At 40.2% G+C, this 26,861-nt stretch carries 23 protein-coding genes; 17 read left to right on the top strand and 6 right to left on the bottom strand.

What is annotated here, in order from left to right; translation table 11 throughout:
* From LHW48_09505 to LHW48_09490, 4 genes are all read right to left on the bottom strand, one after another.
* On the bottom strand, positions 1 to 365 hold a 365-nt coding region (locus LHW48_09505), incomplete at its 3' end, for a hypothetical protein (GenBank protein MCB5260687.1).
* A complete protein-coding gene (locus LHW48_09500) occupies positions 362 to 1,087 on the bottom strand; it encodes an NADH:ubiquinone oxidoreductase (protein MCB5260686.1) in 726 nt (241 codons plus the stop codon). The genes LHW48_09500 and LHW48_09505, both read right to left, overlap by 4 nt.
* A complete protein-coding gene (locus tag LHW48_09495) occupies positions 1,088 to 2,521 on the bottom strand; it encodes an NADH-quinone oxidoreductase subunit C (protein MCB5260685.1) in 1,434 nt (477 codons plus the stop codon).
* A gap of 28 nt (positions 2,522 to 2,549) precedes the next feature.
* On the bottom strand, positions 2,550 to 2,825 hold the full coding sequence (locus tag LHW48_09490) for a hypothetical protein (protein MCB5260684.1): 276 nt from the start codon (positions 2,823 to 2,825) through the stop codon (positions 2,550 to 2,552).
* A gap of 151 nt (positions 2,826 to 2,976) precedes the next feature.
* On the opposite strand from LHW48_09490, the gene LHW48_09485 reads away from it, so the two are divergent.
* From LHW48_09485 to LHW48_09455, 7 genes are all read left to right on the top strand, one after another.
* On the top strand, positions 2,977 to 5,034 hold the full coding sequence (locus LHW48_09485) for an elongation factor G (protein MCB5260683.1): 2,058 nt from the start codon (positions 2,977 to 2,979) through the stop codon (positions 5,032 to 5,034).
* A 15-nt stretch (positions 5,035 to 5,049) separates the two neighbouring features.
* A complete protein-coding gene (locus LHW48_09480) occupies positions 5,050 to 5,799 on the top strand; it encodes a YebC/PmpR family DNA-binding transcriptional regulator (GenBank protein MCB5260682.1) in 750 nt (249 codons plus the stop codon).
* 6 nt (positions 5,800 to 5,805) lie between these two features.
* Positions 5,806 to 6,291, top strand: a complete 486-nt coding sequence (gene ruvC, locus LHW48_09475) for a crossover junction endodeoxyribonuclease RuvC (GenBank protein ID MCB5260681.1) — start codon at positions 5,806 to 5,808, stop codon at positions 6,289 to 6,291.
* Positions 6,288 to 6,887 carry a Holliday junction branch migration protein RuvA gene (gene ruvA / locus LHW48_09470; protein MCB5260680.1) on the top strand — a complete coding sequence of 200 codons (600 nt, stop codon included), beginning with the start codon at positions 6,288 to 6,290 and terminating at the stop codon, positions 6,885 to 6,887. The genes ruvC and ruvA overlap by 4 nt, the downstream gene beginning before the upstream one ends.
* Positions 6,884 to 8,200 (top strand): 16S rRNA (cytosine(967)-C(5))-methyltransferase RsmB, encoded by a 1,317-nt coding sequence (gene rsmB / locus LHW48_09465; GenBank protein MCB5260679.1) that lies wholly within the window; start codon positions 6,884 to 6,886, stop codon positions 8,198 to 8,200. The genes ruvA and rsmB overlap by 4 nt, the downstream gene beginning before the upstream one ends.
* An 8-nt stretch (positions 8,201 to 8,208) precedes the next feature.
* On the top strand, positions 8,209 to 8,784 hold the full coding sequence (locus tag LHW48_09460) for a PASTA domain-containing protein (GenBank protein MCB5260678.1): 576 nt from the start codon (positions 8,209 to 8,211) through the stop codon (positions 8,782 to 8,784).
* Positions 8,785 to 9,521: 737 nt separating this feature from the next.
* Complete coding sequence (locus LHW48_09455; GenBank protein ID MCB5260677.1) at positions 9,522 to 10,622, top strand: glycerol dehydrogenase; 1,101 nt, start codon at positions 9,522 to 9,524, stop codon at positions 10,620 to 10,622.
* A 208-nt stretch (positions 10,623 to 10,830) separates the two neighbouring features.
* On the opposite strand, the gene LHW48_09450 is transcribed toward LHW48_09455, so the two are convergent.
* Positions 10,831 to 12,729 (bottom strand): Omp28-related outer membrane protein, encoded by a 1,899-nt coding sequence (locus tag LHW48_09450; protein ID MCB5260676.1) that lies wholly within the window; start codon positions 12,727 to 12,729, stop codon positions 10,831 to 10,833.
* Positions 12,730 to 12,887: 158 nt separating this feature from the next.
* Between LHW48_09450 and LHW48_09445 the strand changes: the two genes are divergently transcribed.
* The 3 genes from LHW48_09445 (at position 12,888) to LHW48_09435 (ending at position 17,347) form a co-directional block, all read left to right on the top strand.
* The gene (locus LHW48_09445) at positions 12,888 to 14,039 is read left to right on the top strand and encodes an HD domain-containing protein (protein ID MCB5260675.1); all 1,152 of its coding nucleotides are present in this window, start codon (positions 12,888 to 12,890) and stop codon (positions 14,037 to 14,039) included.
* Positions 14,040 to 14,367: 328 nt separating this feature from the next.
* The gene (locus LHW48_09440) at positions 14,368 to 16,713 is read left to right on the top strand and encodes an amino acid permease (GenBank protein ID MCB5260674.1); all 2,346 of its coding nucleotides are present in this window, start codon (positions 14,368 to 14,370) and stop codon (positions 16,711 to 16,713) included.
* 19 nt (positions 16,714 to 16,732) lie between these two features.
* A complete protein-coding gene (locus LHW48_09435; protein MCB5260673.1) occupies positions 16,733 to 17,347 on the top strand; it encodes a hypothetical protein in 615 nt (204 codons plus the stop codon).
* A gap of 65 nt (positions 17,348 to 17,412) precedes the next feature.
* On the opposite strand, the gene LHW48_09430 is transcribed toward LHW48_09435, so the two are convergent.
* Entirely contained in the window at positions 17,413 to 17,550 is a 138-nt protein-coding gene (locus LHW48_09430; GenBank protein MCB5260672.1) for a hypothetical protein, read from the bottom strand.
* A gap of 287 nt (positions 17,551 to 17,837) precedes the next feature.
* Here LHW48_09430 and fusA point away from each other — a divergent pair, with 287 nt between their 5' ends.
* From fusA to LHW48_09395, 7 genes are all read left to right on the top strand, one after another.
* On the top strand, positions 17,838 to 19,949 hold the full coding sequence (gene fusA, locus LHW48_09425) for an elongation factor G (protein ID MCB5260671.1): 2,112 nt from the start codon (positions 17,838 to 17,840) through the stop codon (positions 19,947 to 19,949).
* 64 nt (positions 19,950 to 20,013) lie between these two features.
* Positions 20,014 to 20,322, top strand: a complete 309-nt coding sequence (locus LHW48_09420) for an STAS domain-containing protein (GenBank protein MCB5260670.1) — start codon at positions 20,014 to 20,016, stop codon at positions 20,320 to 20,322.
* Positions 20,323 to 20,324: 2 nt separating this feature from the next.
* Positions 20,325 to 21,251, top strand: a complete 927-nt coding sequence (locus LHW48_09415; protein ID MCB5260669.1) for a response regulator — start codon at positions 20,325 to 20,327, stop codon at positions 21,249 to 21,251.
* Positions 21,244 to 22,041 carry a peptide chain release factor N(5)-glutamine methyltransferase gene (gene prmC, locus LHW48_09410; GenBank protein MCB5260668.1) on the top strand — a complete coding sequence of 266 codons (798 nt, stop codon included), beginning with the start codon at positions 21,244 to 21,246 and terminating at the stop codon, positions 22,039 to 22,041. The genes LHW48_09415 and prmC overlap by 8 nt, the downstream gene beginning before the upstream one ends.
* 18 nt (positions 22,042 to 22,059) lie before the next feature.
* The gene (murA, locus tag LHW48_09405) at positions 22,060 to 23,313 is read left to right on the top strand and encodes a UDP-N-acetylglucosamine 1-carboxyvinyltransferase (GenBank protein MCB5260667.1); all 1,254 of its coding nucleotides are present in this window, start codon (positions 22,060 to 22,062) and stop codon (positions 23,311 to 23,313) included.
* A gap of 262 nt (positions 23,314 to 23,575) precedes the next feature.
* On the top strand, positions 23,576 to 24,862 hold the full coding sequence (locus LHW48_09400) for an L-serine ammonia-lyase, iron-sulfur-dependent, subunit alpha (GenBank protein MCB5260666.1): 1,287 nt from the start codon (positions 23,576 to 23,578) through the stop codon (positions 24,860 to 24,862).
* Entirely contained in the window at positions 24,863 to 26,854 is a 1,992-nt protein-coding gene (locus tag LHW48_09395; GenBank protein MCB5260665.1) for a urocanate hydratase, read from the top strand.
* Positions 26,855 to 26,861: the final 7 nt, after the last annotated feature.

Below are 26,861 nucleotides of genomic sequence, written 5' to 3'. Positions count from 1 at the left end.
CTGTGGCGTATCCACAATACGCAGTGCATACTAATCCCCATTAATCCTAGCCAGAATAAATGAGAGCATAAATCTTTGGTGGGATGTTCTTTTAGATAATAATGCCCATAGAACATTCCTAATGGTAACCCTAAAGAGAATATCACGCCAAAGAATGCAGAAAGCTTATTAAGCGCAATATTTACAATCCCTACTGGAGGAGACATTGTGATAATAAACTCCTGCAACGAACGAGAATATAAAACTTCCATATACTCGAATGCTAAAAAAGCTGAACCCAAAACCCACAGAATCACAAAATAGCCAGACCGTTTCCATAAAGCCGGGATGATAGTTAAGATCAGAAGCAGAATTCCAATACTCATGAAATCCCCATTATGGTTGTAATAGCGTAGATTATGCTTAAAGGGTGGGCTGGGCATCCAGGTATATATAAGCATGCTTCCCAATGTTTGAGAAAGGCTCTATCTATTGCAGCAGATTCTGCGAACAATCCACCACTGATGGCACAGGTACCACAAAGAATAAGATATTTGGGATCGGTTATGGCTTGCCAAGTTTCCGTTAAGGCTTCCGTCATATTAGCTGTGATTGGTCCGGTTAAAATTAGAGCGTCTGCATGTCGCGGGGAAGCAACTATCTCAACTCCGTAACGGCTTATATCAAAATTGACATTGTTCGAAGCAGATAGTTCCATCTCACATGCGTTGCACCCTCCCGCAGAAACATTGCGTAGAGCAAGAGAATGATGGAATCTACGCGGTAACCGGAAATCAATCTTCGAAAGCTCCAACTCTCCAGGAGCAATAATTAGTTTATCTCTGGTATCCGCAGCTATTTTGAAATCATTGCTAAAGCTTATCATTTCGGGATGTTCTCGGCTGCACAAACCGCAAAATGTACATTTACCTAAATCCAATCCTTGCTCAGAAAAGGCATGAACAGGACAGATATCGTTTAAACAATACAGATCTGCACTTTTAGCCAATATTGGCATGCCGGGGAAGGCTGGATGAATATCTGCCTTAAGGGGATTGGCTATTGCTTGATAACCATGGGTTAAGCGGGATTTTAATAGATCAAGCATCTAAAGATCACTCCCACAATAAGACAAATCGAAGCTTTTATTGCAAAGCGGAAAATCTGAGATTTGCTCTCCGACAACCGATAAAGATAGTGCCTGCCAGTTTACGAAAGAAGGATCTATTACTTTATACCACAATGCGCTATACTCATCTTTACTTTTTGCTATGTGAACTATTCTGCCACGAGCACTTTCAATAATGGAAATAGCAATCTTACCGGGCTCAAGTTTTGAGGGTGGTTCCAACAATGGAGCGTGAGGTTTAATTGTTGGTAGCAAAGCAAGAATAATTTGCAAGGATTGCATAATTTCCAAATATCTTAGGTGAGCTCGTGCATAGACGTCTCCACTGATTTCAGTTTGCACAAGAAAGCCAGGATATTGCCAATCAGGATAATCTGTTCTTGCATCAACAGGCACACCGCTTGCTTTGGCGCTAATCCCCGTGAAACCAAATCGCAAAGCATCATTTGTGTGTAGTTTTCCCGTGTCGTCAAATCTGGACAGTAAGCTTGTTGTAGAAAACAAGGCTTCGGAGGTGTTTTGAATATGTCTTGTATATTTTTCAAACTCAGAGCTTAACCTTGTTATTTGGTCTGAGTTCAATCCGTAATTAACCCCTCCCGGGCAGAGTGCTCGCTTACCAAAACGGCTTCCACAGATGCTCAGAGTAGAATTGATCACAAAGGTTCGTATAGCGGCAAAGATGTTTTGTCCCATTATATAGGCAACATCTCCCGCCAAAGAGCTAAGTGTGGAAAGGTGCATTGCAACACGTTCCATCTCTAAAAGTAAAATGCGGATATCTTGAGCTTGAGATTGTGTATTTGAAAGACTTTCAACTATCTGACAATAGGCAGTTCCATGACCTATCACAGTATCACCGGCGATACACTCAGCAAGGGACATTTTATGAGCCAAGTTACCTTTGCAAAGTAATTGAGACATGCCACGATATTGGTATCCAAGTTGAATCTCTAAGTGCTCAATAATCTCTCCTCGCATAAGAAAACGAAAATGACCGGGTTCAATTACTCCTGCGTGCACAGGACCGACTCCTACTTCGTGAATAAGTTTAGATTTACTTCGTAAGAAAGGATAGTCTTCGATCTCTTGTGAGCTTTGATGATTGTGCCTCACATTTTTTAACCAAGGGTGATTAATTGGTACAATGCCATATTGTTGATGCAGTTCACGTTCAAATGTGTTGAAGCATGGGAATTCAACGCTTAAAGAAGGGTAGTGAAAGGGATTGGGAAACTGACAACAGAGCAACCTTAGATCTCCATTTTTCCCCATCAGAGAGTAGAGCAATTTTTCATCTGTGCCAAAAAAAGCAAGTGGCATAAATCCACACAAAAGCATTTCGCGGATATCGGATAAAAAAATATCCAGCTTTTGAGGCTCAATATCTTCTTTGGAATAACGAACGATCATTAAGAATTAGCGCAATAATTTCGGGAATTTAAGCTCCCAAAGAACCAATCATTCCGCTCATCATACCCATCATGGCACTAAAGAAAAGCACCCAAATGATAACAGCGATTCCCATAAAGATTAGCTGAGCTATGGCCCAATTCTTTCGGTTGGGATTGTCATAGGCACTAGTTGCCCACACTATTAGCATAACTATGTTCACAATTGGGATAATCATCACCAGCATAGTAATGACCCACTGACTGATGCTCATTACTGGAGCCGAGTGATTACTATATGCAAAATCACGTTGTTCTTGTTCCAAGGTTTCCTCCATAATATATTTTACCCAAGTAAACAAGATGGGCGAATAATGTCAAGTTAAACAAAAGCATTGACACCTATCAAGGGCTGAAAATCATTGATCATCACCATCGAAAAATGCATAAATTAGAGATAAATACACGAGGATGAACATGAAAGAATACTCAATGAAGAAATTACGAAACCTGATGTTGGTTGGCGCTAGCGGTGCCGGAAAGACTACTTTGGCAGAACAAATTTTTCATCAAACAAAAAGCACGAATAGACTGGGTAAGATTGACGAAGGCAATACTGTATTGGATTTTGATCCCGAAGAAATTGCCAAAAAGATATCCTTAGGCCTTTCTATAGGTTATGTGAATTATAAAGATCACAAAATAAACATTCTTGACGCTCCTGGTTATCCAGATTTTGTGGGCGATACAGTAGTAGCCTTGCCGGCGGTTGAAAATGCCGTGATAGTTGCAAATGCTGCTGGCGGTTTTGAAGTGGGCTTAGAGCTTGCCATTGAACAACTGGAAGGCAAAAAGAAGGGTAGAATAATTCTGGTGAACAGGATGGATAACGAACATGCTGATTTTGAAAAAACTTTAGAAGCAATACATGAAAATACCGGGATTAATCCTATCAAAGTTCATTTTCCCATAGGTAAAGAAGGCTCTTTTGAAGGAGTTGTTGATGTTATTCGCCAAAAAGCTATAACTGCTTCCGGAGAAGCTGAAGTTCCAGATAATCTAAAAGACTTTTTGGAAGAAGCCAGATTACAATTGATGGAAGCAGTAGCGGAAACGGATGAAGACTTGCTAAATGAGTTTTTGGAAAACATGGAATTATCGCATGATAGCCTAACAAATGGTCTTAAGAAAGCCATTGCCAGTGGTGATATATGTCCAGCTTTTGCTTGCTCTGCAGGCACGGGTGTAGGCGTGTTGCCATTTTTACAAGGCATAGTAGATTATTTACCTTCCCCTGCAGATTGCAACACCATTGAACTTGTGGAGGGTGAAGATAAAAAAGAATTTGTATGTAGTTCAGATGGAGAATTACTAGGTTATATTTTCAAGCTTTATGCCGATCCCAGCATGGGTGATTTTGCGTACGTAAGGATGTTTTCAGGCAGTTTAAAAACTGGCACCGAGTTTTATACTCCAGAAAAAGAAGCCAAAGATAAAGCCGGGAACATGTATTATATGTTGGGGAAAAACCGTCATGATTGCAGCGAGATCAAAGCAGGTGAAATTGGAGCATTAGTAAAGCTTAAAAACGCTAAAGTGATGAGTAGCATAGTTGCTTTGAATGCACGCCATGCAATATGTCCGGTTCAGTTGCCTTCAGCCACAACCTGGCAAGCTATCAAAGCCGTCAATCAGTCTGATGAGGATAAAATTGGCTCAAGTTTACAAAGGGTCATTGCCGAAGATTCAACCATACGATATGAATTGAATGTGGAAACACACGAAAATGTCCTTTCAGGAATGGGCGATCAGCAGCTTCAATTAGTTCTTAAAAAACTAAAAAACCGCTACAAAGTTGATGCTGAGCTCAAGGCTCCCCGAATTCCCTACAAAGAGACAATTACTGCCAGTGCCGAAAGTCAATACCGGCATAAGAAACAATCTGGCGGTCGTGGTCAGTATGGAGAAGTATATTTTCGCATTAAGCCTACAGAACGTGGCGAAGGGTTCCAATTCGTCAATGCTATTGTTGGTGGAGTTATTCCTTCAAACTTTATCCCGGCTATCGAGAAAGGTTTGGTTGAGACCATGGAGAAAGGTATTATTGCCGGCTATCAGGTAGTAGACGTATCTGTAGAAGTATATTATGGCAGTTACCACGATGTGGATAGTTCGGAGATGGCGTTTAAGATAGCATCCTCAATGGCACTAAAAGAAGGTTTTAAAAAATGCAAACCTATCCTGCTGGAACCTATTCATAATCTTGTTATTATTGTTCCCAATGAATACATGGGCGATGTGATGGGAGATATTTCTACTCGCAGAGGTCGCATAATGGGAATGGAACAACACGGTAAAAAACAGTATCTTAATGCCCAAATGCCCTTGGCAGAGATGTTTGCTTACTATCCTGCACTCAAATCCTTCACTCAAGGCAGAGGACGCTTCACACAAGAGTTTTCGCACTACGAAAGAGTGCCTGAAGATATCACCCAAAAAGTGGTAGCAGCTTGGCAGGATAACGACGCTCAATAACAAAAAGAGGTATTTATGTCCGGACACAATAAGTGGAGCACAATTAAGCATAAAAAAGCCGCAACCGATGCAAAACGCGGCAAAATTTACACCCGTATTGTGAAAGAAATAATCCTTGCCGCCAAAAGTGGCGGGGGCGATTCTGAAACCAATCCTCGGTTAAGAACGGCAATCCTTTCAGCAAAAGCCGCCAATATGCCTCGTGATAACATCGAACGCGCCATTAAGCGCGGAACCGGTGAAATTGAAGGCGTAAACTACGAAGAAATTACTTACGAAGGTTACGGACACAGTGGAGTAGGTATTGTCGTGGATGTAATGACGGATAACAAAAATCGTACTGTAGCCGAGTTGAGACATGTTTTTTCTAAGTATGGCGGAAACCTAGCCGAATCTGGTGCAGTATCTTGGAATTTTGATCTGAAAGGTTATTTTAATGTGCCAATTGCCGGTTTAGATGAAGATGAGTTTATGATGCAGGCTTTAGAAGCCGGAGCCGAAGACGTGGAATTGGGAGATGAATATTTCGACATATACACATCACCAGCAGATTTTCATACAGTTTTGGGCAATATGGAAGCAGCCGGTTTCCCGGTGGAAAATGCTGAACTAACTAGAGTACCCAAAACTACGGTTAATGCTGATGATGTTGCGCCCAAACTTATGAGACTTATTGAGATGCTGGAAGACCTGGACGATGTTCAAAAGGTCTATGCCAATTTTGAATTTTCCGACGAGGTAATGGCAGAGCTTAATCAGGATTAAGCTCCAATGGTTATAGTCGGTATTGATCCCGGCAGCCGCTACTGTGGTTACGGGCTCATTCAAACAGAAGGCAGCAGAGTTATTGCCGCGGGTTGCGATGTGATAGACGTAACCCGCGAAATCTCTTTGGGGGCAAGATTGCGTCTTTTGCATGCTACAATTTCTGAAGTATTAGAAGAGTATAAACCGGATTATGCCGCCATTGAATCTATGTTTTTTCAAAAACATATTAGAAGCGTATTTACTTTGGGTCATGCTCGCGGAGTTCTGTTACTTGCTTTGGCACAGCATCAAATTGAAGTAGTGGAATATAGCCCTCGCGAGGTTAAAAAGGCAGTGGTTGGGAACGGAAGCGCTACTAAGATCCAAGTCCGTTTTATGATCAATAAATTATATAATCTTAGCAAATCTAATCATCGTGATGATGCTTACGATGCTTTAGCAATAGCAACAACACACTTTAACCGCATTAAATGGAATAAAACTCAATGATTCACTATATTAAGGGTATTTTACAGCATAAAAGCCCAATGCTCGCAGTTATCGAATCTGCTGGAGTAGGATGGGAATTACGCATCCCAGTCTCAACTTTTGAAACATTACCTGTAATTGGTAATGAATGTGCATTGTATGCTTATCTTAGTTTTTCACAGGATGATGTCAAAATCTTTGGCTTTGCTACGATTGCCGAACGCGAGCTCTTTGCCAAACTTACAAAAGTAAGTGGAATTGGCCCTAAGATAGCACTATCAATACTTTCTACACTTAGCATTAACACCTTCATAAAAAGTGTGCGCAATGCTGAAGAAGGATTGCTGACAAGGGTTCCTGGCATAGGCAAAAAGAGTGCTCAACGCTTGATTGTTGAGCTTAAAGATAACATCCACAAGTTATTGGATTATGTAGAAGATAACCCAGATTTACAAGAGGGACCTTTAGAAGAAGTTGAAAACGCCTTGATGGCACTAGGCTACAACTCTCAAGCAATACAAAGAGAGCTAAAAATGCTGAATGCAGATGAATTGGGGCTACCAGCAGAACAGCTAATAAAGGAAGTGATAAAAAGACTCTATCAGAGGGCAAAATGAATTTTCGGGAAGAAGCATATTACACAATCTTGAAGGTGATGAAAAACAATGAGTTTTCGGATGCTCTACTACAACAACGAGCCAAGAAGCTTAAGCATAATGGTGAGGATATTCGGCTTTTTTATACTACTGTAAAAGGCGTTATAAAAATGCGCCAAAAACTTGATTTTATCTTGTCACATTATACCGAAACCAAGAAATTTGAGGAAACCGATATCAAGATTAAAATCCTGCTGTATTTAGGTTTATACCAGATTATTTATCTGGAGTCTATTCCTGAGCATGCAGCAGTAAATGAGACAGTAGATTTAGCAAAACGGTTGTTGTCTGCAACTGTGGCGGATTTTGTAAATGCGGTTTTGAGAGCGTACCTACGAGAGAACAAAATTCAGTATCCTGCCGATCCTGCCTTACGGATCGCGTATGAACATTCTTATCCTCCGGAACTGATTAAAACTTGGATAGATATTTGGGGAGAAGAATCTACTGAATACTTGGCAATGTATTTTAATGAAAATCCGGCTCTGCATATTCGAGTTAACTCAACGGCAACAAATCCCGAAAAACTACAGAAATACTTTGAACGCCGAAACATTGAAATAATTCCTTGTAAAGCCAGCAAAATGATGTTTTATACTCATCAGAGTGCGGAAGTGCTTAATGATGTTGCTTTTTCGGAAGGTTACTTTTCGGTGCAGGATACGTCTGCTGCGTTGGTTGTAGAATTGTTAGACCCCAAACCCGATCATTCAGTTCTGGATCTCTTTGCTGCACCGGGTGGAAAATGTACTTATATTGCAGAATTGATGAATAATCAAGGTGAAATAGTTGCTGTAGATAAGATACCTAAAAAGATGAAACGTCTTAAACAAGCTGCAGATCGATTGCAACTAAACAACATAATCCAAGTAGTTACAGATGCCACCAAATACGGGCCTGTAGCTCCAGCTTTTCAAAGAGTATTAGTAGATGCTCCCTGTTCCGGATGGGGAGTATTCTCGCGCAAAGCAGATTTGCGCTGGCAAACTCATAATGACATCAGGGAATTGGTAAAACTTCAAGAAAAAGCCTTAGATCATGCTGCTAGTTTTGTGGCACCAGAGGGCTTTCTTGTATATTCAACGTGCACTATGAATCCCAAAGAAAATGAAGAACAAGTTTCTAAGTTTCTATCTAAAAATCCCAAGTTTAATCTTGTTCCTGCAGATTCATTCATTGCTACAGAATTTACCGATAGTGGCTTTCTTAAAACTATTCCCTTCAAACACCATATGGATGGAGCTTTTGCTGCTAAAATGCAGAAAAGCAAATAGGAGCATCGATGGCAAAGACCAATACTAAGCAATGGGGCTATATGTTTGGCATAGGAATTGGCATAATATTCGTTACCGCATTTTTTGTAAGCCAGCTTCTGCTGCCACTGATATTTGGCAGACCCGATACAATTCAAACTCCTGAAGTGATTGGCTTGAACCTTAGCAAAGCAAAACGCATTTTACAAGAAGAAAAACTGCACGTTGTAGTTAAAGATTCCCTATTTAACGAGAGCGTAAAAATGGATATAGTATTAGAGCAGTCTCCAGTTCCCGGAGCTAAGATCAAAGAAGATGGAACCGTATTTTTGATAATAAGCAAAGGAAGTAAAATGGTTTCTGTGCCTAATGTGATAGGTTCTTCCTTTCAAGACGCTATGCTGGTTTTGCGCATGAGTAATCTTCGCGGTTCGGTGATAGATTCTGTATATAGCGATACTACTCCGCAGAATGCTGTTTTGCGATCTTCTCCAAATCCAAACAGCAAAGTGGAAAAGCATAGCATGGTAAGACTCACGCTTAGTAGGGGATCTCAGCCTGTTACGGATAGCTTGAACTGGTTATTCGATGAAAGTGGCTTATAAACCCAGATCTAGACTTGGTATAGTTTATCCTGGGTTGAAGAAATGGCACTACAGAATATATTGAAAGGCACTGCAGAACTTGTGTAGATGTTTGATAATCTAGACATATTCCAATTTCATGAGTGTTACCTAAACTAAAAAAGCAGTTGTTGCTTTCCAACCTAATAAGCGAAGCTTGATTATTGCTTTAGCTTACTATTATACTGTTGCAGCGGGAGGATCCCAAGATAAATCTTCGCTAAGGATAGCTTAATCCAATGAAGTAGAAAGCACCGAACTTGACGATAACAATTACAATAATAGATCTGCAACATCTTATTCATTAGCATAATAGAAGGTAAAATATCAATAAATATATAGTAATACATTATATAACTGACTATATACAAAAAAGATATAGGATTATAAGTGTCATACTCCACGTAATTGTAATTTATGCTGCTATCTTTCAATATCTTTGAATATTCGGGGCATGGGGAAAGCCTCACACTATAAGAGTGTTGGGTGTGCATAGCTACGCTCAGAAAAAGCCTTACTCGTTCTCGAACATCAGGAAAAAAAATATAAGTATTGACAAATCTCAGCAAAGAGCAACTATGATATTGTTACAAAAAAATCTCTGGTTGAACTCCCAAATAATAAAGGATATCTACCAAAAGATCTTTTTAATAATAGCTTAAAAGAATATTGGTAACAGTCTTATACTAAAATGGCATAATTGCCAAAGGAAGTGAAAAATGGTTCTTAAGGCAGTATTTCCGAGCCAGTATATTCAAGGTGTGAGAGTGCTGGATGAGCTCCAGAGTTTAATTGATAAATTTGGATCAAAAGCCTTACTGCTTGCTTCTCCCTCAGTGTTACATGGTGTTTTACCCAAGTATGAGCACCTGAACCTGGATTCAAGATTAACCAAGCGCAAATTCGGTGGAGAATGCAGCATGAAAGAGATTAATGGCATATGCTCTACAATCTTGGCAGAAGGTATCGACATAGTAATTGGCATGGGGGGTGGGAAAACAATAGATGCGGCAAAAATCGCTGCTGATTTATCCAATATTCCTGTAATGATAGTGCCTACTATCGCTTCCACGGATGCTCCTTGCAGTGGTTGTGCCGTTACTTATACTGAACAGGGAGTATTTGAATCTGTTCTGTATCAAAAACGAAATCCTGCAGTAGTATTAGTAGATTTGAATATTATTGCAAATTCACCAACTCGGTTTTTGGTTTCTGGTATGGGAGATGCCCTGGCAACATGGTTTGAAGCTAACTCTTGCCATACAAGCCAATCTCTCAACGAATGTGGAGGACATGCTACTCTCGCTGGCATGGGAATTGCCAAATTGTGTTATGATACCTTGCTTGAGTATGGGTATCAGGCAAAAATTGCTAACGATGAGCATATCGTTACCCCCGCCTTGAGCAAGATTACTGAGGCCAACATATTACTTAGCGGTATTGGTTTTGAGAGTTGTGGTATAGCCAGTGCCCATGCTATCCACAATGGTCTAACATCTTTGCCGGAAACACATAGATTCTATCATGGAGAAAAAGTAGCAATTGGTGTGTTAACCGGCTTGCATCTTAACTCTGCTACAAGCAATCAGATTGATGAAGTGTATACGTTCTGCGAACAAATCGGTTTACCAACAACATTAGCTGATGTCGGAATTGAGAACGTTGAAAGAGATAGCTTACGCATAGTTGCTCATGAGTCTTGCAGTAAAGAATCATCTATGCATCATGAGTCTGGCAAAATCACAGAGGATATGGTTCTGGATGCCTTGTTAATGGCTGATGCCTTTGGAAAAAACCGGAAGCAAGAGAAATTTGTATAATTGCATAGCAAACAATATTCTTGAATAATATGGGCATGGCGCTATGCTTTATATATTGAGGTGTGGAGCTTGTTACGGATACAAGACATCATGCCATCAGGCTGGATGTTGCTACTCTTTTTTCGAATCTTTTGTGCGGCAGGAAGTATTCAGGAAAACAAAACCCCGGTCGAATTGCCGGGGCTTCATTTACATAAGTTTTAATACATTAGTGAGATAGTCTAATGATTTTTCCACTCACCGTTTTACCATCACAGTCCATTCTATACAGGTAAACACCGCTATTACTGATATTTCCACTAGAATCTTTGCCATCCCAATTGATGATGGCATTCCCTTGAGCATCTGAGATGCTTGTCCACTGTTTTACTTGCTGTCCTTTGAGATTATAAACAGAGAAATTTATCATTCTATTGGGTGCAGCTTTTATATTGAAATCTGCATTACTGCGAAAAGGATTAGGGTATGCGCTAATTACGTTTTGAATAGCGCTCACTAAATCTTCATTATCGGAAGCATCAATTTCTAATACCACAGCTGGGGCAGGCAGTGATTGCATATTAGGGCTGCTAAACATACTCACAATTTTATACTCATAAATACCGTCCGGAAGGTTACTATCGGTATATGTGAGTATATTCGGGTCGGGTATAGTATCGATGTTAAGATCATCTCTAAAAATAATATAGCCTGCTAAGCCACGAGAATCAAAATATATTGGTTTTTCCCAACTTAATATTGCTGAATTGGGCGGTTCTACCACGCCGCTAAAGTTTTGAGGCGCCGGAAGAGAAACAATGCGTAAAGAGGGCTCACTAAATACAGGGGTTCCTGCCATTCCATGTTGATCGATAGGGGTTACCTTAAACGCTATCTGACGATTAATATCGCTAGCCGCAACCTGATATGTGGATTCGTTGGCATTGGGGATAATATAATTGTTTCCGTTTATTACCTTATACCATTCATATATGCTTTCACCTTCCTCATCCATATCAGGATCGGAAAATGAATAGCTTCCTGATAGTATTTGATGAATAACAGGGGGGCCAGTGACTGCGACATCTTCAACAATGGGAGGCGTATTTGTAAATGATGTGCCTAGTAGCGGAATTTCAATTTGGGGATAACCCAAAAAGTCGCCATTTACGGTTAGGGTACCCGTAGATTCTCCTGCACTACTAGGAGTAAACATCACATTTAATGTGTTTGAACTGAGGGGAGGGATCGATAAAAAAGTCAAATCAGACAAGAAATCTGGATTGTCTATTGCAATCGCAGATTCAATGGGAGTATCTCCATAATTATAGAAAGTTATAGGCAGAGTAGAGTAACCACCGATGTAGGTATCGGGAAAGTTGAGAATATTATCTGAAACAGGGAAGGCATTGATTAACAAGGGCACTGAGTACTTAGTCCCTTGCAATATCTCTCGGGTGTTGTTATTTTGTAAGAATAGAACTAATTCTAAGTAATGTTTGTCCCATAGAGTATTGAGATTAAAACTGAGAGTTTGTGTGGTGGATTCTCCTGTAGCTAGATTAATAGGTATGCCCTGGGCACTGGGAGCCATCAAACGATTAACATAATCCAATTCAGTTTGCCCCTGCCAATTTTGTTGGATATTCGATTCCGTTAAATAAGATCTTAAGTATACGTTTGTGTTCGAATCTGCTTCGGGTTTTGAGACCGTTACATCAATGCTTAAAATTCCTCCTTCCAGAGAGCCTTCTGCGGATATAGTATATTTTGAGGGTATGGATAATCGAGCATTTACTCGGGGAACGTAAACAGGATAAAGAGATTGGGTGTTACTTCCCCCTTCATAAGGGTTCAATCCATCAAAGAAAGTAGTTGGGTAACTTGAGGCACCATAATAGTTGTTTCGAGAATTGGAGTAAGTATTTGCGTAGCTATCACCATTATGATTTTTAACGACTGCCACATTGTAGCCTGCCTCAATCAGATCATGGGCACCCATTGAAGCACCAGGACAGTAAGGGCACCAAGTTCCGGTGGCTATCTCGATAACCACCATTTCTCTTGGCACTGCGCATATAAGCGATATCGCTGCCAATAGAAACATGAGTAATAGATGTTTTTTCATATTAACCTTCCATAATTAGTTACATGTTTATTGAAAGAATAAGCATGAATCAAGCCGGTAGCAAATCTAATCTATCCGGAAGAACAAAATACCTTGCAATCTAAGCCTTTTGCAGTATCTTTTCTTAAGTAAACTATAAGAATCTAAATGGAGATAATATGAAAGATAAACTCAATAGAATATTTACCGATATTAAAGAACGTCATGATTCGTTATTAGGCACGAGAGCATTTAGAGATCAAAACGCATGGCGTACTAAACCCGAAAATGAAGATATAATGCGTTCACGTTTTGCAGTGGATAGAGACAGGATACTTTACAGTGGGGCATACAGGCGGTATCATGGGAAAACGCAAGTGTTCTCCTTTACCAATCTCATCGATGAAGAAATGACCAACCGTAATCTACACATTGCTTATGTCTCGCAGATATCACGCACTATTGGAAAATATTTGGGGCTCAATACCGAACTGATAGAAGCAATAGCCCTAGGTCACGATTTAGGGCATTGCCCATTTGGTCACGATGGAGAAAAATCATTAAGTCAATGCTGTTTTGAAGCCGGGATTGGGCACTTTCACCATAATATTGAATCTCTTCATATTGTAGATCATATATCTCGCAAAGGCAAAGGCTTAAATCTCACGTTTCAAGTAAGAGATGGAATTATATCCCATGATGGAGAAGTTCATAATACCCAGTTAAGACCTCACTCAAGCAAAACAGAAGAAGATATCGACAATTATATTAAAGCCAAGAAAAACGCAGAAAACGCCCAATGGATGCCAGCAACCTTGGAAGGTTGCGTTGTTCGCATTACGGATACTATTGCTTATATAGGTCAAGATATTGAAGATGCCATTCGTTACAATATCCTTCGCCGCAATGAGCTTCCCACCGAGCAAGTTAGGTATCTGGGGAACACAAACAGTCAAATTATCGAAACTCTGATTAAGAGTGTGATTGTAAGCAGTTATGAGCAAGATTTTATTGCTTTTGATGAAGAGACATCAAACCAGCTTCTGGAGCTTAAGAAATTTAACTATCGACGCATTTACACAGATGAAAACGTGAAGCAATCCAATGCGATAATTCACCGTACAATGCGGATCATGTTTGAAAAATATCTGGAAGACATTAAAAATAAGAACACAGAATCTAAGATATTCAAACACTTTTTGAATCATAAAAATGCAGAGTATCTTGAAGGCTTCAAGCCTGCTGAAAAAGTACGAGATTTTATAGCTACCATGACTGACAGATATTATAATGAAGAAGTTAAACAATACATGCTTCCCTGGAAAGGTTGAGAAATCACAATATATTGGTCAAGAATAGAAAGCATTTCCATTGGCTATATTTATAGAAAGATCGTTGTAGGTTTCTCATAATACGCAAATGAGGACTATATGCCGGTTTGATAGCTTGACATAGTATTTCTTATACCTACGCATCCACATGAATCAATGGAACACTGCATACCCTGAATTCTCTATCTATTCTATCAAACTATCCCATTAGCACAATTCTTTCATACGTATTTAGAATAGGGTTTGAGGCAGAGAAATATCTTGACACATTGGATAATTCTGTTTCAAAAGCACAGAAGTAGTAGAATTTGTTATTGGGGAGTTTGATATGCCCGATCAGAAAAAGAGCGGTCACGGTTTTGGTACTGCTCCAGTTTTTTTAGCTGCAATAAGCACCATTCTTGGTGCCGTAATGTTTTTGCGCTTCGGATATGCTGTTGGCAATGTAGGTCTTGCCGGAAGCTTATTGATAGTATTGATTGGTCACATTATTACAATCCCCACCGGTTTAGCGATTGCTGAGATTGCCACAAATCTAAAGGTTCGTGGAGGTGGTGAATACTACATTATAAGCCGATCATTTGGTTCAACTTTAGGTGGAACAATTGGGATATCCCTGTACTTATCACAGGCAATATCGGTCGCTTTTTATCTAATAGCTTTTGCTGAAGCGTTTAGACCTCTATTTCCATATATTGCAAATCTTACCGGATATATTCCCGATGCGCGTATGATTTCAATTCCTGTTGCGGTAATTCTAACGCTAATTCTTTCCCGCAAGGGTGCGTCAATTGGCGTGGGAGCATTGATGGGGATTGTAGTAACATTAGGAATTTCTTTAGTATTGATATTCACTGGGAAAGGTCTTTTATCGGAAGGGCATAGCATTGGATTGTTTGACACAGTAGAAAACCCCCATAATTTCTTCAAGGTATTTGCCATAGTGTTTCCGGCTTTTACAGGTATGACGGCGGGAGTAGGGCTTTCGGGTGATCTGAGGGATCCGCGAAAATCCATACCTTTGGGAACTTTAGCTGCCACATTAACCGGTCTGGCAGTCTATATACTTTTAGTATTTAAACTAAGTAAAAGCGCAACACCTGCTGATCTGGCCTCAGATCAATTTATCCTTAGCAGAATTTCGGCATGGGGTCCTTCCGTATTTATTGGCTTAGGGGCAGCAACTTTATCCTCTTCTTTAGGCTCTTTTCTTGTTGCTCCCAGAACCTTACAAGCACTCAGTTCAGATAAGTTTTTTCCTTCTATAGGTTGGAATAAATTTCTCAGTAGAGGAGTGGGAGATTCGAATGAACCCGTAAATGCCACATGGATTACGGCTGCTATAGTGTTTGTGTTTTTGGCAATGGGTGATGTAGACTTTGTTGCGCAGATCATCAGTATGTTCTTCATGATAACCTACGGCACCTTATGCCTAATCAGTTTCCTTGAGCATTTCGCTGGAAACCCATCATACCGTCCTACCTTCAAAACCAAATGGTATTTTTCATTAGTTGGAGCACTGGCATGTTTTCTGATGATGTTTATGATGCAACCTGGCTATGCTTTGGCGTCAATATTGGTGATGTCTGGCATCTATATGTGGCTTAATAAAACAAAGAAAGGCGAACGAAACTTGGCGATGGTATTTCGGGGAGTTTTGTTTCAAAGCACCAGAAAGTTACAAATTGCCATTCAAAAACGTAATGCCGCTCCAGATATGTCAAATTGGCGTCCCTCAATTGTTGCATTGACCCAATATTCCGAAGACAGGGTAGCAGTTTTCAATCTCTTGCGCTGGCTCAGCCATCACTACGGTTTTGGTTCTTATATTCATTTTATTAAAGGACCATTGAATTTGGCCACTAATAACGAATCCAAAAAGATTTTACAGAACCTTATCAATCAATCGCAAATTAGTTCGGCAGGGTTCTATGTAGATACTATTGTAGCGCCTACATTCAAGACAGCGGTAGCCCAGATTGTACAGATACCCGGAATAACGGGAATGGAAAACAACAGTATTCTCTTCAATTATTACAAAGATAACAAAGAGGAAATTCCACCCATTATTGACGGATGTTATTTTACTGCAGTTACTGGTTTGAATTCTTTGATTTTGCGAAGCGGAACGCGACATTTTGGTTTTCGCAGCCGAATCGATATTTGGTTAACATCCGGAGACTACCGTAATGCAAATCTGATGATTCTTTTAGCCTATATTCTAATTGGGCATCCAGAGTGGCGAGATTGCCAAATTCGTGTATTTGATGTGGTGGCAAGAGGTAGTGTTACTGCAAGTCGGTTAGAAGAACAAATTAGCAGTGGAAGATTGCCAATCTCCCGAGGTAATATCCAGCATATCGAAAAGAGTCCGGAGGAGAAACTTTCTGATTTGATGCAAGGTGTATCTTGTGATGCAGACCTTATTATTTTGGGGCTTTCGCTCAAAAAGATGCGCAAGGATGGCGGAGAATACTTAATGAGCTTTCCATGTGCGCAGGATATGCTATTTGTCCGAGCAGGTCAAAAAATACTTATTGATTCTGAAGCTGAAGAAGCTGATCTAATTGAAGGAGTCGAAGATAACGTCAACGGAGATCCTATAGACTCTAGTGAAAGCAGTAAAAATACCGATAAAGATGAACATATAGATGCTTCCATTACAAAAGAATAACTCAAAAAAGGAGAACACTATGAAGCAGATAGCATTAGTTATAGCTATGCTGGCTATTATCGTTACTGGCTATGCTCAAGAGGCAAAGCAAGAGGCCATTATGAGCATTGATGAGGCTAAAGTTATGCTAAGCAACAATCAGCTATTGCAAGCACAGGAAGAGCTTAACTATGCACAGAGTAAGATTTCTGAGTTGCTTTCGGAGGAGTTGGTAAAATTTATCCCAGATGCTCCTGATGGTTTTACATTGAATGATCGTAGTGCGCAGTCTTTGGGACAGGCCGGAGCTATTATCGGCAGTGCTAATTCAGTTGCCGCAAGCGGAACCTATAGTAAGGAAGATGTAGAATTGGAATTGAGCATTGTTGTTGGTGGCCTAATTGGACAATCTGGAGGCCTAGCAGGTTTAGCTAATCTTTTTGGTGGAATGGCATCAACCAACACCAAGAAAGTACGCATAAACGGGTATAATGCTACATCAGAATATGATTCGGATAACCAAAGCGGAACGCTTACTATCAAAGTTGGCGGAAAAATAACGGTTATTGTGGAAGGGGAATATTTAGAAGATGTAAATATACTGAAAACACTAGCTGAACAAGTGGATTTAGCTGGCTTAGAAGAGGCTTTTTGATATAGATATTACTTAAACAATACTTCATTAGTCCAGTACGTTATTATTGACTGGCTAGAGGCTAGTTATATTTTCTTTTTGCCTATCGTGTAGTGCATGATTAACAGAAAGTTTGTAAAGGGGTAGTACGATTTATAGTTAGTAGAGCGAGCAATCTGCTCCGCTTCCTTGCGCATGAACGTATAGTTACCTATAGTTTGCATAGTTATACACCTGATTGTTAAGGACTATCTCGAGAGTAAACAACCCTAATCAGAGCTTAAGGCTACGCAGAAGCAATATGTATCATGTTTGTACTCTATTCGAAAATGATTGTGAGATAAATGTCCATCAATAAACTGGAGAATAACTTGATTTCTAGCTTTTAAAAAGACTCAAACAAGCCCCAAAACATCCTTGAAATAGATTTTTATGGACAATAATGCTAAACCCAGAAAACTGACATATAGAGGCTTTTGCCATATAATCTAAAGCAAAAAAAGGAACTATTATGAAAAGCGATGCGGATAATCCGCTTTCAAAAATACGAAATATCGGTATAATGGCTCATATCGATGCCGGAAAGACTACCACAACCGAACGCATTCTATTCTACACGGGTTTTCTACACAAAATGGGAGAAGTACACGACGGAAATGCATTTACAGATTGGATGGATCAGGAGCGAGAACGTGGAATAACAATAACATCAGCTACGGTCAACTGCCCTTGGAGAGATCATCAAATCAATATTATTGATACTCCCGGCCATGTGGATTTTACTGCCGAAGTTGAGCGATCACTGCGGGTTTTGGATGGAGCGGTTGGTGTATTCTGTGCTGTTGGAGGAGTGGAACCTCAATCGGAAACAGTTTGGCATCAAGCAGATCGATATAAAGTTCCCCGCATTGCTTATATCAATAAAATGGATCGTACCGGTGCAGATTATGAGCGCGTTATCCAGATGATACACGAACGTTTAAGCACAAAAGCCTGTGCTATAAATATTCCAATTGGAAGAGAAGATGGTTTTGAGGGAGTAGTAGATATTATTACGATGGAAGCATGGTATTTTGATCCTCTGACTCAAGGTTCACAAATAAGCCATAAATGCATACCCGAAAGCGTTATGGATGAAGCTAGCATCTTGCGAGAGCACCTACTAGAATCTATTGCCGAATACGACGACGAACTCATGATGCTATTTTTGGAGGGAGAAGAGATACCGGCAGAGATTATTATCCGTGCCATCCGCAGAGGGACAATTGATCACGGATTTATCCCGGTGCTTTGTGGTTCATCATTAAAAAATAAAGGTTTGCAATTACTTTTAGACGCAATAATCGATTTTCTGCCCTCTCCATTGGATATTGGAGATACTCACGCAATAAATCCTATAACAAATGAGCCTATATATTTATCTGCAGACCCGGATGCACCCTTTGTAGGAATGGCATTTAAGGTGCAAATAGACAAATATGTGGGTCGTCTGATTTATGTGCGTGTTTATAGCGGCACCATAAAAAAGGGAGCTTCATTTGTAAATGTAACTAACGGGAAAAAGGAGCGTGTAGCCAGAATTTTGCAAATGATGAGCAATAAGAAGAATGATAAAGATAACCTCCATGCTGGCGATATTGGTGCTATTGTTGGTCCCAAATTCTTAGTGACTGGCGATACAATTACCGATGGCAGCATGGAAGTTGCGTTATCCAAAATGCATTTCCCCGATTCAGTGATTTCCATAGCCATTGAGCCCAAAACAAAGACAGATCAAGAAAACCTTAGCAATGCTCTTTCTCGTTTGGAGGAAGAAGATCCAACCTTTAAGGTTCATATCGATAAAGATACAGGGCAAACGCTCATTTCGGGGATGGGGGAATTGCATCTAGATATTATTGTAAATCGCATAAAACGTGAGTTTGGGGTTAGCGCAAACGTGGGTAATCCTCAAGTATCATATAAAGAAAGCATTACGCTGATGGTTCAGATCAACGAAGTTTTCCAGCGTGAAATGAATGGAAAAGGAAATTATGCTTCAGTTACTTTCCGTATGAGTCCAATACTCCTCAAGAATATCACCGATGACAATAAAAACTCGTTTAAGGTGTCGGTATCACCAGATAAAATTCCCCAAGAATATTGGAAACCAATAGAAGAAGCGGCCTATGCGGCACTATCGGATGGCCCACTCATAAGCGGAAATGTAGAACGAGTTGCAATTGAACTGGTGGATGGTGATTATAATCCGGTAGATTCAAATGAATTGGCATTTAGAATTGCCACATCGATGGCTATTAGCAAGGGATTACGCCAAGCAAAACCGGTAATCATGGAACCGATCATGCTTCTCTCGGTAATATCTCCAGAAGACTTTGTGGGCGATATTATATCTGACATCAATGCCAAACGCGGGAAGATCGAAGTTATGCGCAAACACAACGAATATCAACAGGAAGTAATAGCCGAAGTTCCCTTATCTGAGATATTTGGCTATTCAACCAGGATTCGTAGCCTTTCTCAGGGACGTGCCATTTATACGCTTGAGTTCAAAAAATTTGAGATTGCTCCTGCCCAAGTACAAACGGAAGTGATACGTAGGATACGAGGTTATGCAGAATAAACTTGACAAGCTAAATAAAAATTATAAGAATGCACATTATAGAATAAATCCAAAGGAGAATACTATGACTATTGATCTTACCTTTAACGACAACATTGCCTCAATGAAGATTGATGGTATCCTAAATAGCGAAAATGCACATATTTTGCAAGAGAAGCTTGGCGAAGTAATGCAAAGCAATGCTACTTTATTGGAGCTTGACCTTTTGGATTGCCGGAATATATCTTCTACTGGAATCGGAAAGATACTGTTATTTTATAAGGATTTTATTTCAAAAGGCGGAGAGATAGAAGTGGTTCGCAGTTCGAACAGTGTGTACGAACTATTCAGCATGCTGAAGCTGAACCAACTCTTTACAGTCAATCTTGGCTAAATATGTCCAATAAGGCAAAAATTCTTGTAGTGGACGATAGTATTGCTATTGTCAATTCACTGCGGTCAATACTCGGAATAAGCGGATATGATGTAGATACTGCCTATAGTGGTAGTGATGCCTTACGCAAGATTCACATGAAGGAATACGACTTGGTAATCTGTGATATCGAAATGCCTGGTTTATCTGGATTAGAGTTTCTGGGTAAAGTGCGCGAAGATTTTGAACGGGATTTGGACGTGATTCTTATGACGGGATATCTGGAGCACGATTATTTTATTGAGGCTATTCGTTTAGGGGCTAGCGATTTTATTCGCAAACCCATAGACACCAAACAGATAGTAAGCTCCATCCGTGAGTTAATATTTCGCAAACGTAACAGGGATGATAAAACAGAATTTTTTGGGCACCTAAATAAAGCAAACTTTTGTTTCGAAATGCCAGCAAAAAACTTCTCTAAGGTTGCTTTATCCAAGATTTTTAGTTCATATATGCGACAATATTTCAAAGTAGGATCTAAGGTTTTAAACGAATTGCTTATCTGTGTGGATGAAATGGTATATAATGCCTTTATCCACGGGACACTAAATCTCAGCCTAGATGAACGCGCTCTTTCACATGAAGCTTTGCAAGAACTGATTGAACTCAGATTGCAAGACCCAAACATTAATCAAAGAAAAGTTAAATTCGCTTTTGTGGTTGACAATTTGCAGCAAAACATTGAGATCTCTGTGGAAGATGAAGGGGATGGATTTGAGTATCAAAATTGGCTGAAATCGGTTAAAAAAGGGCAGTTTCTGGAAATTGATGGACACGGTAGAGGGATAGCCATGCTTTATCACCTTAGTGATAAGTTGAGCTTTGGCAAACAAGGGAAATCTGTAAGAATTGTAAAAAGCCTTGTATCTTCAGAATCGTCTAATGCTTGATGGGCTTAGAAAAGAGTTTCCGGAAGTATCGGAAGCGGATTTCTCTTTTCTGTTATGCTCTCTTTTGCAATGCTCAGTAGCAGAATTGCCGTTTCAAGAAACACTTTCTGATGATGATTTGGCGATTCTGAGAAAGTGGCTTATACGTCTTCAAACTGGTGAACCACCTCAATATATTGTTCATAAAGCTTGGTTTTATGGGCTTGAACTTTATGTTGATGAGCGTGTACTTATTCCCAGGTTCGATACCGAAGTATTGGTGCAAGCATTATTGACGTATCTTAATCCAAGTGATACAGTACTAGAAATTGGGGTTGGCTCCGGAGCAATTTCCATTGCTCTAAAGCACAATATGCCAAGCTTAGATATTGTAGCCACAGATATAGATCCGGATGCCCTAGAGGTTGCTAGATACAATATCAATAAGCAAAATTTTGACATCCATCTTGAAAGAACCGATCTATATCCCCTGCAACAGACAAAGTTTCGCGCAATATTATCGAATCCTCCCTATATTAGTGAAATTGAATATGATGCACTTGATGATAGGGTTAAACAAAATGAACCGATAAAAGCACTAAAAGCTGGAGCAAATGGCTTAGAATACTATATGCGGATCTTGGCAAAAGCTCCACAATATTTATGTAATGAAGGCATTCTGGCGTTTGAACATGGGTACAACCAGCAATCAGCATTACTGAGCTTGACAGAATCTGCTGGCTTTAAAACACTGCAAAAAGGAAAAGATTTAGCTGGATTGGATCGATTCCTGATAGTTCAATATAAATAATGATACCAAGAGGAATAAATGGATAAGTTTATCATTGAATGTAATCGCGAGCTGAGTGGTAGAATCCAAGTAAGTGGCGCAAAAAACGCAATTCTTCCTGTTATGGCTGCATGCCTCTTGGCGCCTGGAAAATCCGTTTTAAAAAATGTGCCCAATCTTATTGATCTCAAAACAATGGCTCATCTTCTTCGTGTAATTGGCGCAAGAGTTGATTATGAAAATGGAGCAATGAGCATAGATAGCAAAGATGTGTGTTATCCCGAAGCTCCATACGAATTGGTTAGTAAAATGCGTGCTTCTATATATGTATTGGGCCCACTCTTAGCCCGATTAGGTGAGGCTAAAGTTTCTTTTCCAGGCGGCTGCGCAATTGGTACCCGCCCAGTAGATTTACATCTAAAAGCAATGGAAGCTTTAGGAGCCAATATCGAGATTGAACATGGCTATATTAGTGCAAAAGCCGATCAGCTCACTGGAGCCGACATACATTTTGAAAAATCATCTGTCGGAGCCACGATAAACGCCTTGATGGCTGCAGTATTGGCAAAAGGGAAAACTCGTATGTTCAATGCAGCTATGGAACCTGAGGTAGATAGCACTATAGACTTCCTCAATAAAATGGGTGCAAAAATCGAGGGTAAGGGAAGCACCACACTGTCAATTGAGGGTGTTGATGAATTGTTTCCTGTACAAATGGAGATGATTCCAGATCGAATTGAGGCCGGAACTTTTCTTATTGCGGCTGCACTCTCTACCAAACCGGTGACCGTTTGTGGGTGTAATCCCGAGCATCTGAGTATATTGCTGGATAAATTGAGAGAGGCTGGATGTAAGCTGGAAATTTATGGAGCGGAGATAACCGTAAATCCACCAAAACATATTACTCCTACTAATATACTTACCCTTCCACATCCAGGCTTTCCCACCGATTTACAAGCACAATTCACAGTTCTTATGTGTCTTGCCGATGGTATTAGTTTTGTTGAAGACACAGTTTTTCCAGATCGTTTTATGCATATTGCGGAATTAAATCGTTTACAGGCAGATATTCAGATGCAGCATAACATAGCACGCATAAAAGGAGTAGAAAACCTAAGTGGAGCCGAAGTAATGGCTACTGATCTGCGTGCAAGCGCAGCCTTAGTTTTGGCGGGCATGGTTGCAGAAGGAACCACAACTGTATCTCGCATATATCATATTGATAGAGGATACGATCGTATTGAAGAAAAACTGAATGGTATTGGTGCAAAAATTCGCCGCGAACAAGGGTAGATAAAGCAACAAATCAGTTCATTTATTAAAGCATTAGGCAGCGTTTTGTGCACAGAGTGTGCGGAGTGAATATTTCTTCAACTAATTCGAAGCTTTGCAGGCATTTATATCTGCTATATTGGGGTATATTGAGCCAAATACAACTGGATTCTATCTATTAAAACTTTCAAGCCCCAATTTAACGAAGCTGTCGGCAAAATTACCTTGACAGGATTGACGCTGTTGCAAAGCCTTACCATAAGAAATTATCAATTGGATAAATATGCAGAAGTTTTCAGAAATATTAGCTTTGTTAAGGCAGGAAGTAGCTCCGGCGCTTGGATGCACAGAACCGGCAGCGGTAGCTTTAGCTGCAGCATATGCAGCAAGTGTGTTTCCTGGAAATATTGATCAGATTGAGTTAAAACTGAGTCCCTCCATACTAAAAAACGGAATGGGCGTTGGGATTCCCAATACCGGCTTAGTTGGATTGGAGATTGCAGTAGCGCTTGGAGTGGTTGTGGCAAAGCCAGAAAAAGATCTGCAAGTTTTGTCAGATATCCAGCCTCATCAATTAGCCAAGGCCCAAGAACTTGCCAAGATGGTAGATATCCTTCTCTATCCTAGTGAAGAAAAAGTATATATTGAAGTATTAGTGAAGAATACCGAGCACAGCGCAAGAGCCATTATTCGCTGGCGTCACAATTGGCTATATAAGTTAGAATTGAATAATGAAATGTTAAAATATCAAGATATGGGAGCTGCGAGCTCTCCCCAAATGATCTCTGCAGAAAAATTCAAACTTAAGAATTATTACAACTTTTGCTGCAATATAGATTATGATACGCTTTTAGAATTGGATATGGGAGAGAAGATCAATTTTAAAATTGCCGAGTATGGCCTTACACAAGATTTGGGCATGTCTGTAGGAAAGATGATTCTGGAACAAATACAACAAGGGCTTTTAGGTGATGATATTCATCACTATGCAATGGCTCTTACGGCCGCTGCTACTGATGCTCGAATGAGCGGATGCAATCTTCCAGTTATAAGCAACACTGGTAGCGGGAATCAGGGTTTATCAATCACTTTGCCCATTATCGCTGCGGCAAAAAAGCTGAAATGTAGTCACGAAAAATTAGTTAGGGCATTAGCCATGGGCCATCTCGTAAGCGTTCACATTAAAAACAAAATTGGTTTGCTTTCGTCAATTTGTGGATGTCTTTCTGCTTCAGCAGGAGCAGCATGCGGCATTGTATTGCTATTGGATGGTGACTATTCGAAAGTGGAGTATGCCATCAAGAATATGATTGGTAATACAGCGGGAATGGTTTGCGATGGGGCAAAAGAGGGTTGCTCTCTAAAAGTGGCAACTAATACCTCCGCAGCCGTTCAGGCAGCCCTTTTGGCAAATATGGGAAAATGTATCTCTGCAAATGATGGTATCATCACTAAAGATATTGATGAGACAATAGACAACCTTGCCGAATTTGTTAATTCGGGTATGCATGATGCCGATACCACAATCTTAAACATAATGATAAATAAAAAGAACCATAGAGAGGCTTAGATGTTTGACCCAGTACAAGTAGCAAAATTGGAGAATGTTTTACCTCCGGATCCGGTTTTTGAGCCTGGCATCCGTCGAGCTCCGGATAGAGGCCTGAACCTTTCTCACAAAGAGATAAAACAAGCATTGAAAAATGCTCTGCGCTATATTCCTAGCGAATTGCACAAGCAAGTAGCACCTGAATTTTTAAACGAACTAAAAACTATGGGAAGAATCTATGGCTACCGTTGGCGTCCTCAAGGTAGTTTAAGGGGGAAGCCGATTGATGAATATAAAGGTATTACCCAAGCAAGAGCATTGCAGGTGATGATAGATAATAACTTAGATTTTGATATTGCCCTATATCCTTATGAATTGGTTACCTATGGCGAGACTGGGCAAGTTTGCCAGAACTGGATGCAGTATCGCTTGATAATGAAATATCTTCAAGTAATGACAGCAAAACAAACTTTAGTAGTAGCCAGCGGACATCCAGTGGGATTATTTCCCTCAAACCCTGAGGCACCGAGAGTTATATCTACCAATGGTTTGGTTATTGGGAAATGGGATAATCCTGAAGAATTCAAGCGTTTATCTGCTTTAGGAGTGGCAAATTATGGACAGATGACCGCCGGGGGATGGATGTATATCGGTCCCCAAGGAATTGTTCATGGTACATATATTACTCTGTTGAATGCTGGAAGAAAGTATTTGGGAATACCGGAAGTTAACGATTTAGCAGGTGTACTATACATTTCTTCCGGATTAGGTGGTATGAGTGGTGCCCAAGCAAAAGCTATAGAGATTGCTGGAGGCATTGGCGTTATAGCTGAAGTTGACTATTCACGTATAAAAACTCGCCATACACAAGGCTGGGTATCTAAAGTATCCAACAAGCTTGATGAAATCTTTACTTGGGTAGATGAAGCCCGCATAAGTAAAAAGGCTGTTTCCATTGCCTATCACGGAAATATTGTGGATCTTCTAAGGTATTGTGAAGATAATGATATCAAAGTAGAATTGATCAGTGATCAAACATCATGCCACGCCGTATATGAAGGCGGTTATACGCCAGTCGGACTTAGCTTTGAGGAAGGCAGAAAACTCTTAGCTAAGGATACAGCCAAGTTTAAGGAGCAAGTAGATATTTCTCTAAAAAAACACTTTAGAGTGTTGCAAGCGCTTACTGCAAAAGGGTCTCATTTTTGGGATTATGGCAATAGCTTTATGGCAAGTGTGTTTGATGCAGGAGAGCATAGCATAGCCAAGGATTCAAACAATACAAATGATGGCTTTATTTGGCCATCTTACGTAGAAGATATTATGGGACCAATGTGTTTCGATTATGGTTACGGTCCTTTCCGTTGGGTATGTCTTTCTCGCAAAGATGAAGACCTACGAGCAACAGATAAAGCGGCATGTGATTTGATTGACCCGCAACGTAATTCGATGGATCGAGATAATTATCATTGGATAAAAACTGCAGATGAAAATGCTCTGGTGGTTGGCACAAAAGCTCGCATTCTTTATGCAGATGAAGAAGGGCGCATACGCATCGCTCTTAAGTTTAACGAGATGGTGCGTAACGGAGAGATTGGTCCAGTAATATTGGGTAGAGATCATCATGATGTGTCCGGAACTGATTCCCCCTTCAGGGAGACTGCGAATATTTATGATGGATCTAATCTCATGGCGGATATGGCAACTCATTGCTTTGCCGGAAATATTGCAAGAGGCATGACTCTTGTGGTGCTCTCAAACGGTGGGGGAGTAGGCATTGGCAGAAGCGTTAATGGAGGCAATGGCATTGTATTAGATGGTAGCGAGCACATGGACGAAGTAATCCGTAAGGGACTTTCTTGGGACGTAATGGGAGGAGTTGCGCGTAGAGCTTGGGCGCGAAACGCAGGTGCCATTGAAACGGCTCAGAACTGGAACATCAAGCATGCCGGTGAAGGTGAATTAACAGTTCCGGAACCAATAGATGAAGATTATATTGATAGCCTGCTATAGTAGGGAA

It is taken from the genome of Candidatus Cloacimonadota bacterium (assembly GCA_020532355.1).
Taxonomy (GTDB): Bacteria; Cloacimonadota; Cloacimonadia; order Cloacimonadales; family Cloacimonadaceae; genus UBA5456.
This window is presented reverse-complemented; position numbering and strand designations above follow the sequence as displayed.

What these genes read in the sequence shown, in the direction of transcription:
- LHW48_09500 (MCB5260686.1), bottom strand. Translation starts at nt 1,087, where the DNA reads ATGCTTGATCTATTAAAATCCCGCTTAACCCATGGTTATCAAGCAATA.
- LHW48_09495 (MCB5260685.1), bottom strand. Translation starts at nt 2,521, where the DNA reads ATGATCGTTCGTTATTCCAAAGAAGATATTGAGCCTCAAAAGCTGGAT.
- LHW48_09485 (MCB5260683.1), top strand. Translation starts at nt 2,977, where the DNA reads ATGAAAGAATACTCAATGAAGAAATTACGAAACCTGATGTTGGTTGGC.
- LHW48_09480 (MCB5260682.1), top strand. Translation starts at nt 5,050, where the DNA reads ATGTCCGGACACAATAAGTGGAGCACAATTAAGCATAAAAAAGCCGCA.
- ruvC (MCB5260681.1), top strand. Translation starts at nt 5,806, where the DNA reads ATGGTTATAGTCGGTATTGATCCCGGCAGCCGCTACTGTGGTTACGGG.
- ruvA (MCB5260680.1), top strand. Translation starts at nt 6,288, where the DNA reads ATGATTCACTATATTAAGGGTATTTTACAGCATAAAAGCCCAATGCTC.
- rsmB (MCB5260679.1), top strand. Translation starts at nt 6,884, where the DNA reads ATGAATTTTCGGGAAGAAGCATATTACACAATCTTGAAGGTGATGAAA.
- LHW48_09460 (MCB5260678.1), top strand. Translation starts at nt 8,209, where the DNA reads ATGGCAAAGACCAATACTAAGCAATGGGGCTATATGTTTGGCATAGGA.
- LHW48_09455 (MCB5260677.1), top strand. Translation starts at nt 9,522, where the DNA reads ATGGTTCTTAAGGCAGTATTTCCGAGCCAGTATATTCAAGGTGTGAGA.
- LHW48_09450 (MCB5260676.1), bottom strand. Translation starts at nt 12,729, where the DNA reads ATGAAAAAACATCTATTACTCATGTTTCTATTGGCAGCGATATCGCTT.
- LHW48_09445 (MCB5260675.1), top strand. Translation starts at nt 12,888, where the DNA reads ATGAAAGATAAACTCAATAGAATATTTACCGATATTAAAGAACGTCAT.
- LHW48_09440 (MCB5260674.1), top strand. Translation starts at nt 14,368, where the DNA reads ATGCCCGATCAGAAAAAGAGCGGTCACGGTTTTGGTACTGCTCCAGTT.
- LHW48_09435 (MCB5260673.1), top strand. Translation starts at nt 16,733, where the DNA reads ATGAAGCAGATAGCATTAGTTATAGCTATGCTGGCTATTATCGTTACT.
- LHW48_09430 (MCB5260672.1), bottom strand. Translation starts at nt 17,550, where the DNA reads ATGCAAACTATAGGTAACTATACGTTCATGCGCAAGGAAGCGGAGCAG.
- fusA (MCB5260671.1), top strand. Translation starts at nt 17,838, where the DNA reads ATGAAAAGCGATGCGGATAATCCGCTTTCAAAAATACGAAATATCGGT.
- LHW48_09420 (MCB5260670.1), top strand. Translation starts at nt 20,014, where the DNA reads ATGACTATTGATCTTACCTTTAACGACAACATTGCCTCAATGAAGATT.
- LHW48_09415 (MCB5260669.1), top strand. Translation starts at nt 20,325, where the DNA reads ATGTCCAATAAGGCAAAAATTCTTGTAGTGGACGATAGTATTGCTATT.
- prmC (MCB5260668.1), top strand. Translation starts at nt 21,244, where the DNA reads ATGCTTGATGGGCTTAGAAAAGAGTTTCCGGAAGTATCGGAAGCGGAT.
- murA (MCB5260667.1), top strand. Translation starts at nt 22,060, where the DNA reads ATGGATAAGTTTATCATTGAATGTAATCGCGAGCTGAGTGGTAGAATC.
- LHW48_09400 (MCB5260666.1), top strand. Translation starts at nt 23,576, where the DNA reads ATGCAGAAGTTTTCAGAAATATTAGCTTTGTTAAGGCAGGAAGTAGCT.
- LHW48_09395 (MCB5260665.1), top strand. Translation starts at nt 24,863, where the DNA reads ATGTTTGACCCAGTACAAGTAGCAAAATTGGAGAATGTTTTACCTCCG.